Source organism: Streptomyces sp. NPDC026515 (assembly GCF_055567595.1).
Map to the genome: position 1 here is coordinate 121,339 of NZ_JBVHQD010000025.1, position 15,687 is coordinate 137,025.

13 protein-coding genes and 1 pseudogene are annotated in these 15,687 nt (G+C 72.5%); 7 read left to right on the plus strand and 7 right to left on the minus strand.

Annotated elements, in window-relative coordinates; all coding sequences use genetic code 11:
- Positions 1–45 precede the first annotated feature (45 nt).
- Entirely contained in the window at positions 46–216 is a 171-nt protein-coding gene (locus ACZ4O3_RS37715; protein WP_467726723.1) for a hypothetical protein, read from the plus strand.
- A gap of 26 nt (positions 217–242) precedes the next feature.
- Here the strand turns inward: ACZ4O3_RS37715 and ACZ4O3_RS37720 are convergent.
- Positions 243–575 (minus strand): annotated as a pseudogene (locus ACZ4O3_RS37720) (FG-GAP repeat protein); the annotation flags it as partial.
- A gap of 23 nt (positions 576–598) precedes the next feature.
- Positions 599–1,210: a TetR/AcrR family transcriptional regulator gene (locus ACZ4O3_RS37725; protein WP_384997413.1), complete on the minus strand. Its 612-nt coding sequence runs from the start codon at positions 1,208–1,210 to the stop codon at positions 599–601.
- A 94-nt stretch (positions 1,211–1,304) separates the two neighbouring features.
- Between ACZ4O3_RS37725 and ACZ4O3_RS37730 the strand changes: the two genes are divergently transcribed.
- Complete coding sequence (locus ACZ4O3_RS37730) at positions 1,305–1,877, plus strand: ester cyclase (protein ID WP_467726708.1); 573 nt, start codon at positions 1,305–1,307, stop codon at positions 1,875–1,877.
- A gap of 162 nt (positions 1,878–2,039) precedes the next feature.
- On the opposite strand, the gene ACZ4O3_RS37735 is transcribed toward ACZ4O3_RS37730, so the two are convergent.
- From ACZ4O3_RS37735 to ACZ4O3_RS37750, 4 genes are all read right to left on the minus strand, one after another.
- Positions 2,040–4,796: a multifunctional oxoglutarate decarboxylase/oxoglutarate dehydrogenase thiamine pyrophosphate-binding subunit/dihydrolipoyllysine-residue succinyltransferase subunit gene (locus ACZ4O3_RS37735; protein WP_467726710.1), complete on the minus strand. Its 2,757-nt coding sequence runs from the start codon at positions 4,794–4,796 to the stop codon at positions 2,040–2,042.
- Between the two features lie 171 nt (positions 4,797–4,967).
- Complete coding sequence (locus ACZ4O3_RS37740) at positions 4,968–5,837, minus strand: ABC transporter substrate-binding protein (protein ID WP_467726711.1); 870 nt, start codon at positions 5,835–5,837, stop codon at positions 4,968–4,970.
- A 67-nt stretch (positions 5,838–5,904) separates the two neighbouring features.
- Positions 5,905–6,660: an SDR family NAD(P)-dependent oxidoreductase gene (locus ACZ4O3_RS37745; RefSeq protein WP_467726713.1), complete on the minus strand. Its 756-nt coding sequence runs from the start codon at positions 6,658–6,660 to the stop codon at positions 5,905–5,907.
- The gene (locus ACZ4O3_RS37750) at positions 6,657–7,334 is read right to left on the minus strand and encodes a TetR/AcrR family transcriptional regulator (RefSeq protein WP_467726715.1); all 678 of its coding nucleotides are present in this window, start codon (positions 7,332–7,334) and stop codon (positions 6,657–6,659) included. Before ACZ4O3_RS37750 ends, ACZ4O3_RS37745 begins: the two co-directional genes overlap by 4 nt.
- A 397-nt stretch (positions 7,335–7,731) precedes the next feature.
- Here ACZ4O3_RS37750 and ACZ4O3_RS37755 point away from each other — a divergent pair, with 397 nt between their 5' ends.
- The 4 genes from ACZ4O3_RS37755 to ACZ4O3_RS37770 all read left to right on the plus strand — a co-directional run bounded on the left by ACZ4O3_RS37755 (position 7,732) and on the right by ACZ4O3_RS37770 (position 12,599).
- The gene (locus ACZ4O3_RS37755; protein WP_362729644.1) at positions 7,732–8,787 is read left to right on the plus strand and encodes a maleylacetate reductase; all 1,056 of its coding nucleotides are present in this window, start codon (positions 7,732–7,734) and stop codon (positions 8,785–8,787) included.
- Positions 8,788–8,856: 69 nt separating this feature from the next.
- Positions 8,857–9,726: a dioxygenase family protein gene (locus ACZ4O3_RS37760; protein ID WP_467726717.1), complete on the plus strand. Its 870-nt coding sequence runs from the start codon at positions 8,857–8,859 to the stop codon at positions 9,724–9,726.
- Positions 9,727–9,767: 41 nt separating this feature from the next.
- On the plus strand, positions 9,768–10,256 hold the full coding sequence (locus ACZ4O3_RS37765) for a flavin reductase family protein (protein ID WP_362729640.1): 489 nt from the start codon (positions 9,768–9,770) through the stop codon (positions 10,254–10,256).
- A gap of 117 nt (positions 10,257–10,373) precedes the next feature.
- Positions 10,374–12,599: a helix-turn-helix transcriptional regulator gene (locus ACZ4O3_RS37770; RefSeq protein WP_467726719.1), complete on the plus strand. Its 2,226-nt coding sequence runs from the start codon at positions 10,374–10,376 to the stop codon at positions 12,597–12,599.
- A 71-nt stretch (positions 12,600–12,670) separates the two neighbouring features.
- Here the strand turns inward: ACZ4O3_RS37770 and ACZ4O3_RS37775 are convergent, their stop codons facing one another.
- Positions 12,671–14,197 (minus strand): 4-hydroxyphenylacetate 3-hydroxylase family protein, encoded by a 1,527-nt coding sequence (locus tag ACZ4O3_RS37775; RefSeq protein WP_362713133.1) that lies wholly within the window; start codon positions 14,195–14,197, stop codon positions 12,671–12,673.
- A gap of 159 nt (positions 14,198–14,356) precedes the next feature.
- On the opposite strand from ACZ4O3_RS37775, the gene ACZ4O3_RS37780 reads away from it, so the two are divergent.
- Positions 14,357–15,687 (plus strand): ATP-binding protein (locus ACZ4O3_RS37780; RefSeq protein WP_467726720.1); only part of this gene is annotated, 1,331 nt, incomplete at its 3' end.

Here is a 15,687-nt window from a genome sequence, read left to right on the forward strand (position 1 = left end):
GGTGGCGGAGAAGACCCAGACCCCGCCGTCGCCGCCGTCCTCGCCGTGCGTGCCGACGACCAGGCCGTCGTACCCGTCCCGGTCGACGTCGGCCGTGGCCTGCCCGAAGTGGTCGTCCGTCCGGGCGAGGCCCACCACGCCGGGGTGCTCATGCCGAGGGTCGCCCGGTGTGCGGTGGACAGCCCCGTCGCCGAGCCGTACAGGACGGCGACGTAGCCGGCGCCCTTCGCTCCGCTGACGGTTCCGCCCGGAGCCGGGACCACGAGGTCGCGGTAGCCGTCGTTGTCGAAGTCGTCGTGCGTGACAGGCGCGGGTGCGGCGGTGGCGGGCGCGATCGCCGTGGTCGCGGCGCCGATCGTCAGCAGCAGTGCCGCGGCGACGGCGTCGGCGGCACGGTCGGACCCGTGTCTGCTGAAGGGTCTCCTGTGGTGCAGGGCGGGTCTCCCGGGGTGCTGCGGGGCCGGACGCGGCCGCGCGCGGACTTGGGCGGGCCGCGGAGGCCCGCTTTCCGCCGCCGAACAGGGGACCCGCCGGCGGGCCGAAGGGTTGTGCGGGCCCGCCCGCGGGCGTCGCATGCGGTGCCCCGTGGTGCGGACGCCTACACAAGTGCGGCGAGGGCCGTGCGGCAGAGGACGTCCTCGGCGCGGTCCCAGGTCCAGCCGCTCTCGACCACGAGGGACCGCCAGGCGGTGGGGCCGAACCAGTGCCAGAGCAGATCCGCCGTCTCCGCCACCGGGTAGACGGGCGGCGGCGGCAGGGTGTGCAGATGGCGGGCCGCCGTCCGCAGCGCCTCCCGGTAGTCCGCGGTCGCGCGCTCCCACAGGGCCTCGCCGTCCTCGTGGACCGGCAGCGCCTTGCGGATCGCCTCGTGCACGGTGAACTGGCCCTCGTTGCCGGCCCGTGTGCCGCGGGCCAGCGTGCGCAGTACCGACTCGGCGGTCCGCTCCGCGAGCAGCGCCTCCATCGCCCGCGCGTAGCCGGAGGCGTCCACGCCCTGGTCGACGATCCGGTTCAGGATGTCGCTCTTGCTGCCGACGCTCGCGAAGACGGTCTTGGCGGCCACTCCCGCGGCCGCGGCGATGTCGGCCACGGTGACCCGCCCGTAGCCGCGTTCGGCGAACAGCTCCGTCGCCCGGCTCAGGATCAGCTCACGTGTCCGTGCTGCGGCCTGTTCGCGCAGCGGGGAGACGTAGGACCGCTTGGGCTGCATGATCGCACTCTATCGCGATGAATTCATTAGGTGTGCTGTAACCTCAATCCTCGTCACCACCACACATGCGACGAGAGGCAGCCGCACCATGGGCATGGAGCCCGCAGAACTGGCCCACGGACTCTTCGAAGTCCTCGCGACAGGTGCTCCGGCACTCGCCGCCGACGTGGTCCACGAGGAGTTCCACAACCGCGAAGCGGCCGTGGCGCCGGCGGCATGCGCGCTGCCCGGCCCGGCCGGGGTCCTCGCCTCGGGTGCGTGGATGCGCTCCGCCTTCAGCGACCTGCGCTTCCCGGTGCTCGGCACCGCTCTCGGCGACGACGAGGTCTGGGTGCGACTGCGCATGCAGGGGCGCCACACCGGTGCCTTCGTCCGCTACCGCGACGGTGCCCTCGACCAGGCGATACCGCCCACCGGGCGGGAGATCGACGTCGAGCAGATCCATGTGCTCGGTCTGCGCGACGGCAAGGTGGTCCGCCACGAGGCCGTGCGCGACGACATCACCATGCTCGGGCAACTCGGGGTCTTTCCGCCGGCGCCGCCCACGGCACTCCGCATGATCGCCTGGCGCGTGACCGGACGCGCCGGCCGTGCCGCGGCTCGGGTGACCGCGGAGGCCGCGGAGGCGGCCGCGGCGCTGCGCGGGGCCGCGGGAGCCGGCCGCTGAGACCGCCCTGCCGGGCGAACGGCCCCCTCGCGTGTCGTCGAGGGGGCCCGCGGTGACGGGTCGCGCGCCGTGGCGCGCGACCCGGTCCGTCCGGTCCGTCCGGTCCGTCCGGTCCGTCCGGTCCGTCCGGTCCGTCCGGTCCGTCCGGTCCGTGCCCCGTGGTCAGCGGAACGCGGATGCCACGAGCTCCTCTTGCTCGGCGGCGTGCCGCCGGGCGGAGCCCACGGCCGCGGCCGACGCCGCCGGCCGGCTGACGCAGCCGAGGGGACGGTCGGCCAGCCGCCGTAGCGGCGTGCTCACGAAGAGCCAGGCTCCCTGGTTCTCCGGCTCCTCCTGCACCCACCGGACCTCCGCGTCGGCGGGGAAACGGCCGAGCTCCGCGGCCAGTTCCCGCTCCGGGAAGGGGTAGAGCCGCTCCACCCGGACGATCGCGGTGTCCGACAGGCCGGCGTCGCGCCGGTGGGCGTCCAGGTCGTAGAAGACCTTGCCCGAGCACAACAGCACACGCCTGACCCGGGAGGCGTCGGCCGTGTCGTCCGGCAGGACCGCACGGAACGTGCCCGTGGTGAGCTCCGTCAGCGTGGAGACGGCCGCCTTCGACCGCAGCATCGACTTCGGGGTGAACACCACCAGCGGCCTTCTGTGCTGCGGGGCCGCGAGCGCCTGCTGCCTGAGCAGATGGAAGTAGTTGCCGGGCAGGGTGGGCACGGCGACGCTCATGTTCCCCTGCGCGCACAGTTGCAGGAAGCGCTCGATCCTGCCGGAGGAGTGGTCCGGGCCCTGCCCCTCCAGTCCGTGCGGCAGCAGCAGGGTCACCCCGGAACGCTGCCCCCACTTCTGCTCGGACGACGCGATGTACTCGTCCACGACGGTCTGGGCACCGTCGGCGAAGTCGCCGAACTGGGCCTCCCACAGCACCAGGGCTTCGGGCCGGGCCAGCGAGTAGCCGTACTCGAAGCCCAGCACGGCCAGTTCGGACAGCATCGAGTCGTACGGTGTGAAGGCCGCGGCCGGCGCGCCGAGCGAGTTGAGCGGTGTGTACTCCACGCCGGTGTGCCGGTCGGTGAGCACGGCGTGCCGCTGTCCGAACGTGCCGCGGCGGGAGTCCTGCCCGGCCAGCCGCACCGGAACCCCGTCCAGCAGGAGGGAGCCGAAGGCGAGGGTCTCCGCGGTGGCCCAGTCGATGGTTCCCGCGTCCAGCATCGCGGCCCGCCTGCGCAGCTGCGGCAGCACACGCGGGTGCACGGTGAAGCCCTGCGGCAGGTCGGTCTGGGACGCGACGACGCGCCGGGCGGTCGCCTCCGTGACGGCGGTGGTCACGGCGCCCGCGGCCAGGAGCCCGGTGTCCTGCGCGGTCACGTGCTCCGGCGGGAGGCCCGCCGCCTGCGTCGGACGGGTCTCGGCGAAGGCGCGCTCAAGGCGCTCCCGGTAGTCCCGCAGGGCACCTTCCGCCTGCTGCGCGCCGATGTCGCCCCGGCGCACCAGCGCGTCGGCGTACAGCTCGCGCACCGAGGGCCTGGCGTCGATACGGTCGTACATCTCCGGCTGCGTGATGGACGGGTCGTCGACCTCGCTGTGGCCGTGGCGCCGGTAGCAGATCAGATCGATGACGACGTCCTTGTGGAAGGCCTGCCGGTAGTCGAAGGCCAACCGGGCGACGCGGACGACGGCTTCGGGATCGTCCCCGTTCACGTGCAGGATCGGGGCTTCGATGGTCCGTGCCACATCGGTGGCGTACGCGCTCGAACGGCCGTGGGCGGGCGTGGTGGTGAAGCCGAGCTGGTTGTTGATGACGAGGTGAACCGTCCCGCCGGTGTGATAGCCGGGCAGCAGCGACATGTTCAGCGTCTCGCCGACCACGCCCTGACCGGCGAAGGCGGCATCTCCGTGGACGGCGACGGGCAGCACCGCGAAGGCGCCGCCGGCGTCCGGGGCGACCTCCTGCCTGGCCCGGACCACTCCCTGGGCCACCGGGCCCACGACCTCCAGATGCGAGGGGTTCGCCACGACGCAGACGCCGACGGTGCCGCCGTTCAGGGCGCGATAGGTCCCGTCCGCGCCGAGGTGGTACTTCACGTCACCGGATCCCTGGACCGAGCGGATGTCCACGGCGTCCTCGAACTCGTGGAAGATCTCCCGGTAGGACTTGCCGACGATGTTGGCCAGCACATTGAGCCGCCCGCGGTGCGCCATCCCGATGACGGCTTCCTGCATTCCGTGGGCGATGGCGCGGTGCAGCAGGGCGTCCAGCAGCACGATCGCCGACTCGCCGCCTTCGAGCGAGTAACGCTTCTGGCCCACGTACTTGGTGTGCAGAAAGCGCTCGAAGGCTTCCGCCGCGCCCAGCCGGTAGAGGATCTGCAGTTGTTCGGCGCGGTCCGGCGGCTTCGGGGGCGACTCGACCCGCTGCTGGACCCAGTCGCGCTCCTCGGCGCTCTGGATGTGCATGTACTGGACGCCGACGCTCCGGCAGTAGGACTCGCGGAGGACGTCCACCACCTCACGCAGGGGCATCGTCTCCCGTCCGGTGAAGTCGTCCACGACGAACGTCCGGTCCAGGTCCTGCTCATCGAGCCCGAACGCCTTCGCGTCGAGCTCCGGGGGAGTGGCCCCCTGGTGGTCGGTGAGCGGGTTCGTCTCGGCCATCAGGTGCCCGCGTACGCGGTAGGCGTGGATCAGCGCCGCGACGCGGACGGCCTTGACCGCGGCCTCCTCCGCACGGGCACTGACGGTGGCCGTCTCCTCACGGGCGGGTCCGTCCGCCGCGCGGCCGGGGGCGGCGAAGAGGTCCCGCCAGGCCCGGTCGACGGAGCCCGGGTCCCGCAGGTACCGCTCGTACTGTTCGTCGACAACCCATTCGTTGAGGCCGAATTCCAGCCCATTCGACACCGGCTGTCCGGCGCGGGATTTCGATGCCACGACGCGGATCGCCTTCTTTCCTCATTGCGTACGGCCAGGGGCGGACGCAGCCGACTCGGCGCACTAGGTCCTCCGGCACGTCCTGAGACCACGCTAGGCGGATACGACAGCCGACCCGCACGGGTGAATGTGCCACGACGGCCGCACATCAGGACATGCGTGCGACGGCTCTCAGGGAGCGGTGCGGAAGAAATCCGCCGCGGTGAAGGCGGCGGGTACGCCGAGTTCGGCGGCGACCGAGGCGATCGCGGCCTCGCCGATCGCGAGGTCGGCCTGACCGTCGACGGTGAAATGCGGAGCGATGAAGGCGTCGTAGTGGGCCCGGACCTCGTCCGGGGTGTGGCCGCCGAGGAACGTCCGCATGTGCCGCACGGTGGTGTCCGGGTCCTCCCGGATCACCTTCAGGGCCCGTCGGTGCGCGCGCAGCACCGCGTGGACCGACGGGTCGTCCGGGTCGGTGAAGGTGGTGTCGACGGCCAGCCCCACGGTCGGGATCCGGAAGTGGTCGCCCATCCAGGCCAGCACCTGCCAGCCGTGCTCGGCGGCCACCGCCTCCGGGGCCATGGTGCTGCCGACCAGCGCCGCGTCGATCTCCCCGTCGCGCAGCAGCCGCAGGTCCATGCCGTAGTCGCCGGGTGCCCGGACGACCGTCCGGATGTCACGGTCGGGGTCGAGACCGGCCCGGCGCAGCACGATCCGGGTGAAGCAGCCGGGGGCGGTGTGCGGGGCGTGCACCGCCAGCCGCCGCCCGGCGAGGTCGGCCAGGGAGGTCAGGCCGGGACGGGCCAGGAACCAGAACAGTGGACGGTGGGTGTTGACATGGAGCCCGACCCAGGGCGTGCCGTCGGTCAGCCGGGACAGCAGTGCCCGGCCGAGGCCGATGGTGGCGCCCCGGCGCAGCCGCTCCTCGTCCCAGGTGCAGCCGTCGCGCAGGGCGACATGGACGCCCTCGTCGGCGTAGAAGTCCTCCTGGTCGGCGATGTAGGCGACCAGTTCCTCGTGCAGGCCCCGTCCGACATAGGCCAGATCGATCGTGTACATGAGTACGCTTCCTTGATCGTTCGTCGGCGTGTGCCCGGGACGGCGCGGTGCCGCGGGCGGGTCCGCGTCAGTACATGGCCATTCCGCCGTTGACCGCGGCGGTGGTGCCGGTCATGAAGGCGTTGTCCTCGCCGGCGTAGAAGGCGACCGCCTGGGCCACGTCGGCCGGATGCGCGAGGCGGCCCAAGGGGGTGGCGGCCACCTGCCGCCGCCGCGTCGCGTCGTCCAGCACGTCGGCGGTGATACGGGTCTCCACCGGTCCGGGCGAGACGACGTTGACCGTGATGCCCCGCGGGCCCAGTTCCTGGGCGAGGTACCGGGCGAACTGCTCCAGCGCCGCCTTGGACGTCCCCAGGGCGATCATGCCCTCCCGGGGCCGCCGGCTGAGGCCGGTACCCAGGTAGACGATGCGCCCCCAGCCCTGTGCGGTCATGCCGGGCAGCACCGCCTTGGTGACCGCGAACGCGGCGTGCATCTCGGCGTCGAGCTTGCCGCCCAGCTCGTCCCACGTCATGTCCTGGAACGACTTGACGGCATAGGGGATGAGCGCGTTGTGCACCAGCACGTCCACGCCGCCCCATGCCTCCCGTACCCGCTCGACCATGTCCTCGACGGCCGGCACCTCGCGGACGTCGGCCCGCACGGCCATGGCCCGGCCGCCGGCCGCCTCGACGCCGGCCACGATCTCCTCGGCCGCCTCGGTGTTGCTGAGGTAGTTGACCACCACGCGCATGCCCCGCTCGGCGAGCAACCGTGCCGTGGCCGCGCCGATCCCGCTGCTGGCCCCCGTCACCAGGGCCACCCTGCCGGCCGTCCCGGTCATGGGCGCACCTCCGTGTCGTCGTCACGGGCGGCCGGGATGGCCGCACCGAGTCGTTGGTCGCCGGCACCGGTGCCGGTGCCGGCGGCCCGCGTCGCCCCGTAGAGCACGGTGTCCACGGTGGCCCGCAGCAGATCCGCGGCGGTCCACTCCAGCTCCTGCGGCAGCCGGGAGGTGAACAGCCGCTCCAGCGCGCCGCGGGTGATCTCGTAGAGCAGCTCCGGAGGTGCCGGCAGCAGCCCCTGCCGGTGCCCGTACCGGAACAGCTCGTCGATGCGGCGGTAGATCACCGCGTCCACACGCTGCTCCACGTACCGGCGCAGTACCGGGTCGCCGCCGCGTCCGGTGGCGAGCTGAGCCGCGCCGAGGCGCCCCAGCTCGGTGCCCGCGGCGACCAGGAACCGCTGGACCCGTACGTCGAACGGCTGCCCTTGCGCCCTCTCGGCCGCCGCGGCCAGCGTGGCCTCCACCGCCGCGAACCGCCGGTCCAGGACCGCGGCCAGCAGGCCGCGCTTGTCCGGGAAGTGGCGGTAGATCGTCTTCTTGCTCATCCCGAGCTCACGGGCGAGGGCGTCCATGCTCACGGGCGCGAGGCCCGGCGCGAAGAACAACCGGCCGGCCGCCTCGACGATCTCTTCGGCGCGCCGGCCGCCGCCCTCGGAAACTTTCGAAACCACGCTGGTTTCCATGGTTTCCCATCGTCGGCACCCGTCCCGGCGCTGTCAAGACGAGGACGTCGGCGTTATTCGCCCTTCGGCGGCGCCGACCCGCCGGGATAATTCCGGCCGGGCGATGAATGCGAATTCTTTCGGGTCCGGCGACCTGTTCGACAATTACGGGATTCCGAGGCCCGTACCCGTACCCACGGTCCAGCGCCCCGCTCCCGTCCGGCCATCCCGCAGATGAGTGATATCGCAGCCGCGGCACGGGCCGTCGGGTCCGGGAGGGTCGCGCGAACAAGGTATTCCCGCGGGATGGCCCGTCATCTTCCAGGGATTGCGTTGACGCACGTCAATTACGTGACGACGCTTCCTGCCATCCAGGAAAAGACGCTGCAGGACCGAGGAAATCTTCATGAAGACATTCGTGCACCGGGGACAGATCACCAAGGTCGTCTTCGGCAGCGGAACGCGCAGCCGAATCCCAGAAGAGGCAGATGCTCTTGGATGCCGTCGGGTGCTCGTGCTGTGCACGCCCGACCAGACGGACCGGGCAGGACGGATGGCGGACCTGCTGGGCGCGGCCGCCGCCGGCACCTTCACCGGGGCCGCCCCGCACACACCGGTCGAGGTCACCGAGAAGGCGGTCGCGCACGCCCGGTCGGTGGCGGCCGACGCGGTGCTCGCCGTCGGCGGCGGATCGACCGTCGGCCTGGGCAAGGCGATCACCGCCCGGACCGGTCTCCCGCAGCTGGCGCTGCCCACCACCTACGCCGGGTCGGAGATGACGCCGATCCTCGGCGAGACCGAGGGCGGCAGCAAGACCACCAGGCGGCTGACGGACGTACGGCCCAGAACGGTCGTCTACGACGTGGAGCTGACGCACACACTTCCGGCGGCGGTGTCGGTGGTCAGCGGCGTCAACGCCATGGCCCACGCCGTGGAGGCCCTCTACGCACAGGACGGCGACCCGGTCGCGTTCCTGATGGCGGGTGAGGCACTCGACGCCCTCGCCCGCTCGCTGCCCCTGATCGCACGACGTCCGGACGACGTGGAGGCACGGGCCGACGCGCTGTACGGCGCCTGGCTGGCCGGCACCTGCCTGGGCACGGTCGGCATGGCCCTGCACCACAAGGTCTGCCATGTGCTGGGCGGCACCTTCGGGCTGCCGCACGCCGAGATCCACACGGTCGTCCTGCCCCACGTCGTCGCCTACAACGCCCCGGCGGCCGGGGAGGCCATGGCCCGCATCGCGCGGGCACTGCCGGGAGACGACCCCGCCGACGCCCTGTTCGACCTCGCGGGGCGCCTCGGCGCACCCAGGGCCCTGCGGGACCTCGGAATGCCCGAGTCGGGGATCGAGCGGGCGGCCGAACTCGTCGTGCGCGACGGCTACTGGAATCCGCGGCCCGTGGAACGGAGAGCGGTGACCGCGCTCCTGACCCGGGCCTGGGCCGGCGAGAGGCCCTGAACACCACCGCAGCACCCACGTCCCCGACCGACTCCGTCGGCGAACACCCCCTCACCACAGGAGCACGCCATGCGTGATCTGACCAGCGACACCATCACCGAGGCCGTGATCTCGACCATGCGGGACACCCAGGACCCCCGCCTCGCGGAGATCCTGCGCTCACTGGTCCGGCACCTCCACGCCTTCGTCCGTGACGTCGGACCGACCGAGGAGGAATGGGCCGCGGGAGTGGCCTATCTGACGCGTACCGGGCACATGTGCACACCGACCCGCCAGGAGTTCATCCTGCTCTCCGACGTGCTGGGCGTCACCATGCTCGTCGACGCCCTGAGCGTCCGACGCTCCGCCGAAGCCACCCAGAACAGCGTTCTGGGCCCCTACTTCCGCGAGGACCGGCCGCGGCACTCCGACGCCGCGGACATCTCCGGCGGCCTGCCCGGCACCCCGCTCTTCTTCGAGGGACGGGTCGTGGACCGCGAGGGGACACCGGTGCCCGGCGCCGGCGTGGACGTCTGGCACAGCGACGCGGACGGCCACTACGACATGGAGGTGCCCGGCAGATCCGACCCGGCCATGCGGGCACGGTTCCGGACCGACGAGAGGGGGCGCTTCGCCTTCCGCTCCATCCGGCCGGCCGGCTACCCGATCCCCGGTGACGGCCCGGTCGGTGAACTCATGAGGGCCACCGGCAGGTCGCTGATGCGTCCCGCCCACCTGCACCTGCTGATCGAGGCCACGGGATTCCAGCGCGTGACCACCATGCTCTTCCCCTCCGACGACCCGTACCTCGACACGGACCCGGTGTTCGGGGTCAAGCAGTCACTGCTGGAGTCCTACGACACCTACGAGCCCGGCACCGGTCCCCGCCGCGGCCTGACCGACGTGCCGTACACCCTGCTGCGCCGCACCTTCGTCCTCGAAGCCCTCCCCGCGGACTGACCGCACACCGACATCCACCCCCGACCGACACGGAGGCTCCGATGACCGAAATCCTCGACACCGCAGTAGATTTCCGGGCCACGATGGGCCGGCTCGTCACGGGTGTCAGCGTGATCACCACACGCTCCGGAAACACACCCATAGGCATGACCGCGAGTGCCGTCTCCGCGCTCTCCCTGGACCCGCTCCAACTCCTCGTGTGCATCGGCAACCACCTGTACACGCGGACCGCGATCGCGGAGCACGGCCGGTTCGCGGTCAACGTGCTCGGCGAGGACGGCGAAGCCCTGGCGCGGAACTTCGCCGCCTCCAAGCCGGACAAGTTCGCGGGCGTCGAGACCGCCGACGACCACGGTGTGCCGGTGCTGAAGGACGCCATCGCGGCCGTCGTCTGCGACGTCGCCGAGGCGCTCCCCGGTGGCGATCACACCATCTTCGTCGGCGCCGTGCGCCACTGCGCGCACCGCGTGGACTGCCGGCCGCTGGTGCACTTCGCCGGCGGCTTCGGCGCGCTCAGGGCCTCGCGCTAGGCCGCGGCGGCGACCGCGGTCCATGGACCCTGCGACGCCCCCGACGTCCGGCTCTCGCGGGAGAGCCACGGACGTCGGGGGCACCCGCCCGTTTCGACCCACTCCAGGGGAAGTGACATGACCAGTTCCGTGCCGGCCTTCAAACTGCGCCCTCCGGTCCAGCCCCCGCATCTGCTGACGCGCCCGCGGCTGTTGCACCGGCTCGACGCGGCGACGGAGCCCGTGGTGGTGGTCTCCGCCCCGGCCGGTGCCGGAAAGACGGTGCTGCTGACCGAGTGGTGGCGGGACCGGGACCCGGCGGCCCGCGGCGCGTGCGCCTGGCTCAGCCTGGACGGCTACGACAACGCCCCGGAACGGCTCTGGTCGGGCATCATGCGTGCGCTGCACCAGGTACGGGCGGACCTGCCCGTCCGCCTCGACGAGGGCGGGTGGACGGCCGGCTCGTGCCTGGACGAGACCCTCCCCGCCCTCCTGACGGCGGTGGGCACGGCGGCACCGCTCACCCTGGTCCTCGACGGACTGGAGACCGTCACGGACGCCGACGCGCAGCGCACCCTCGGGGACTTCCTGACCCGGCTGCCGCACGGCTTCCGTGTCGTCCTGTCCACCCGGCACCTTCCCGGCGGCCCCCTTCCGGCCCTGCGCGCCCGTGGCCTGGTCGCCGAACTCGACCTGCACGACCTGGCCTTCACTCCTGAGGAGGCACGGTCGGTGCTCACCGCTCTGCTCGGATCCGCCCCCACCGCGGCCGACTCGCGCGCACTGTACGAGGCCACCGAGGGATGGGCCGCCGGACTGTGCATCCTGGGGCGCGCCCTGGCCCGCGCCGGCGACGCGGCCGGCGTCGAGGGACGCAGGGCCCGCGGCGGGCGGGCGGTCACCGAGTACCTGGCCACCGAGGTCCTCGACCGGCTCACCACCGAACAGCGCCGGTTCCTGCTCCGCACCAGTGTGCTCGACGAACTCGGTGCCGGACCGTGCCAGGCCCTCGCCGGCGACCGGGCGGGCGTCCTGCTGCGTGAACTCGCCCGGACCGTGCAGATGCTGGTGCCCGTCGCCACGGAGGCGTCGGCGTACCGCCATCACCCGGCACTGGCCGCGCTGCTCCTCGACGTCCTCGCGTCCGAGGGCGCGGACACCGTCGCGGCCCTGCACCGGTCGGCGGCTCAGTGGTACGCACGGCAGGGGCGGACGACCGAGGCCGTACGGCACTGGACACGGAGCGGAGACGAGCCGGCGGCCGTCGCGGCGGTGCTCGACGGGTGGGAGAAGGAGATCTCGGCGGGCCACGGGGCGCGCGTCTCGCGGTGGCTGGACCTGCTGCCGCGCCGCACGGTGAGCGCCGACGCGCGCCTGTGCGTCGTGGCGGCGATGACGGCCCTGGCCGCGGGCACACCGGCGACGGCCGGCCGCTGGCTGGACGTTGCCCTGCTACGGGAGACGGGAGCCGAGACCGTCGGGGAGGGCGGCACGGTCGGCGAGGCGGCCGCCGTCGCCCGCGCGGTGGCCTGCTGTCTGACGGGACAGGTACTGACCGCCGGCCGGCTCGGCGAGTCGGCCGTCACCGGCACCCGGCCGCTGACCTCCTGGCGTGCCCTGGCCGGTACCGCCCGTGGCGCCGCGCTCCTGTGGACCGGCCGGTACGAGGACGCGGAGGCGCTGCTCGGCGAGGCGACCCGTGACGCCCACGCCGCCGGACACGGCCTGGCCCTCGTCCGCGCCCTGGGGCTGCGGGCCCTGGGCGCCCTGCTGGCCGGGCGTCGTGAACGGGCCGCGGTCCTCGGTGACGAGGCACTCCAGGAGATCGCGTCAGCCGGTCTGCACCGGCACTTCGTCTCGGTCCCCGCCTACGTCGGCCGGGCCGGCCTGCTGCTCGAGGAGGCACGCCTGGACGAGGCCGCCCGGGCGCTGTCCGATGCGGAAGCGGTGTTGGCGGACTCGTCCCGGACGGCGAGCGAACCCCACATACGCGCGCTGTGCCACCTCACACGGACGCGCCTGGAGAGCGCACGGCACGACACGCACGCCGCGCGCGGCGCCCGGGAGGCGGCCGAGCGGGAGGCGGCCGGATGCGAGTCGCCCGGCATCCTGGCGGGCCTGCTCGGCCGGGCCGCCGGGGAGCCGGCGGTCGTACCGTTCGGTCCCCGGCCCCAGGACCTCTCGCTGGGGGAGCGGCGAGTACTGCGTGCCCTGTCCGGCTCGCTGACCCTGCGTGAGATCGCCTCCGAGCTGTACGTGTCCCACAACACCGTCAAGACACAGGTACGCGCGATCTTCCGCAAGCTCGACGCCCACGACAGGAGCGAGGCCGTCACCAGGGCCCGCGAATGCGGTGTGCTGTGACCCGTTTCGACGACTGCGGGGGAGACCCTGACCGAGGCCCGCCGGGTGTCCGGCCCGGCGGGCGGATCGTGCTAGACCTCCTGGCGTGGGGCGTCCTGGTGCCGGGCGTAGCTCGCCTGGGCCCGGTACGCGGACTCCCCCTCGTCGCTCACGCTGTCGATACCGCAGACCTTGCGCGCGAGGTCCGCCATGGCACCGCTCGGGGACATCTCGGCGCGCTTCATGGTGAGCGTGCGGATGGCCAGCAGGGGCGTGCCGTTGAAGTTCTCGAAGACGCCGATGCGGTCGCCCCAGTCGGACAGGAACATGTCGCGGATGACACGGCTGATCTTCAGCCGGTCGTGCGGCCGCCCGACCGGTCCCGTCTGCAGGGCCTCCAGCCACGGCCTGAGTTCGGGTCGCTGCCACTGCCCCTCGGTGGGGTAGATGAGCGCGGCCCGGCCGGCCAGGTCGATGAGCTCGTGCACCATGTCGGTGATGTGCTCGATGTAGTACGCCCGCCCGAAGTCGAACATCAGGACGTTCGGTTTGAAGGTGCCGCCGGGCGTGTGGAACCCCTGGGCCTCCGAACCCACCACGTGCGCCTTGAGCGACTGGTGGAAACCGGCGAACCTGGCTATCCGGGCCTGGACCGGCGGCAGCTGGTAGGTGCCGATGTGCTCGGTGATCAGCAGGGCCAGACCGAGCATCAGCTCGGCCTTGACCGTCGCCCGTACCAGCGAGTGGTAGTGCAGCCAGTCGAAGACGCGCTGCGGGTACAGCGCCGCGTGCTGCGGATTGCCGATGTGGAAGACCCGGTTCCAGGGGATGAGCACATCCTCGAACACGATGATGCTGTCGAGTTCGTCGCCCTGGGAGGCGAGCGGGTGCTCCACGTCCTCGCCGTCGCGGACGTTGCTCTCGCGGCAGATGACGGTGACCCCGGGGGTGCTGGGCTTCACCGCCCCGTAGATGATCTGCTCCGCGACGATGCCGGGCCGGTAGAAGACACCGATGTGGATCCAGTCGCCGAAGGCCGCGCCGGTGCTGATCGCCTTGACACCCCGTACGGTGATGCCCTCGTCCGAGGTGGCGACCACCCTCAGGGCGGGGGACTCGGCCTGGGCGGAGTCACGTGAGCGGTCCGCCTGCGGGTCGACGAAGGCCGGCGTCGCGTTGAGGTCGCCGTCGCGCACCTCGTCCCAGAAGTCGAGGAGCCCCTTGGTGAGGTCCCGTCCGTCGGTCCCGACGGACTGGCTGCTCCAGGGCTCCGGGTCGTCGACGTAGGCCAGCAGGACGTAGTTGTTCACGTCCGGTGTGCGGGGAACGGCCCCGCCGCCCATTTCGCGCTGCACCGTCTCCAGGTACTCCCGCTTGCGCCGCAGATCGTCCGCGGAGCGGTGCTGGAACCAGGTCATGGACCGCCGTACGCCGTCCTCGTCCACGAACGTCATGACGTCCTGGAGGTCCGGGCGGTGGTGAAGGTCGTAGAAGGCCGCGAGACTCCGGGCGTACGCCCGGGTCTTCGGGTGCGTGGCCACGTTGTCGACGAGTTCGTCGCCCACCCACACCGTGCGGCCGTCGTTCAGCGCCGCCAGGTACTCCTTGCCTGTACGCACGTCGTACTCCTCTCCAGGGGCATGAGATCCGGATGGCACGCAGCATGTGTCCGGACGGGGTGAGCCGACGGCGCGGCAGAGGCTTTCACCCGGGTGAAAGCGGTGGTCACCGCGGCACTGGCGTTGAGGCCCGATGTGACCGTGCGCCATGCTTTTCCCATGCACAGCACAGACCCCGCGGGCGACGAGGCCGGTGGGCGCGGGAACCGGGCCATGACCGGGCCGCGCCTGCGGGGACGGGACCGTGAGATCTCGGCGGCCCGTGCGGCACTGGACGTGGCCCGCGGCGGACGGGGCGCCTGCGTCGTCGTGGAGGGCACGGCCGGCGTCGGCAAGAGCCGGTTCCTCGCCGAGCTGGACGGGATGGCACGGCGATCCGGGTACGACGTCGTCTCGGTACGGGCCGACGAACTCGACCAGTACGCGGCGGGAGCCGCCCTGCAGTCCGCCCTGCAGCCTTCCGACGGATCCCACCGGGCCCCCGCGGCCGCGGACGACCAGCGGCTCCTGCTCCTGGACTCCATCGCGGACGCCCTGGAGGAGCGGGCGCAGCGCGCACCGGTGGCCGTCCTCGTGGACGACGCCCAGTGGGCCGATCCGGCCACGCTCTTCGTGCTGCGCACTCTGCCGGGGCGACTGGCGGCAGCACGGATTCTGTGGGTGCTGGCGGTACGGTCGGACGCCGAGCGGCCGATCCTGGCCAGGGTCCGGGAGGACCTCGAACGTCTCGGCGCCCGGTGGCTCACCCTGGGCCCCCTGCCGCAGCGGGAACTCCAGCACATCGCGTCCGACGTCCTCGGGGCGACACCGTCACCCGGGCTGGCCCGGCTTCTGCGCGGCGTCGCGGGCAACCCGTTTCTCGCCATCGAGCTGGTACGCGGCTTCGCCGACTCCGACGTCGCCGGGATGGAGCCGGGCGAGACCGGCCTTTCGCGGGACGGCATTCCGGTCTCCTTCCGCCGCGGTGTCGCCGCGCGGATAGACCGGCTCCCCGACGACGCCGTGCACCTGCTCCAGATCGGCTCCGTCCTCGGCCGTGAATTCGACCTCGGCACCGCCGCCCGGATGATGGGCAGACAGGTCGGCAGCCTGCTGTCCGGCGTCGACACGGCCCTGAACGCCGGACTGCTCTCGGGCGACGGCCCGCGGCTGGCCTTCCGCCACGACCTCACCCGGCAGGCGGTCCACGACAACCTGCCGCTCGCGGTCCGGACCGCCCTGCACCGGGAGGCGGCCGACAGCCTGCGCGGCACCGGAGCACGCCCCGCGGAGGTGGCCTGGCACGTCGTGATGTCGGGAGGCCCGGTCGACGACCAGGCCGTGACCACGCTGACCACCGCCGTACGGGACATGTCGTCCTCGGCGCCGGACGCGGCGGCGGACCTGGCCCGGCGGATCGCGGGCCTGCTGCCCCGGCACGACCCGCGCCGTATCGCGCTGCTGACCGACGCCGTCGAGTACCTGGGCCGCACCCGCCGGCTCCACGAGGC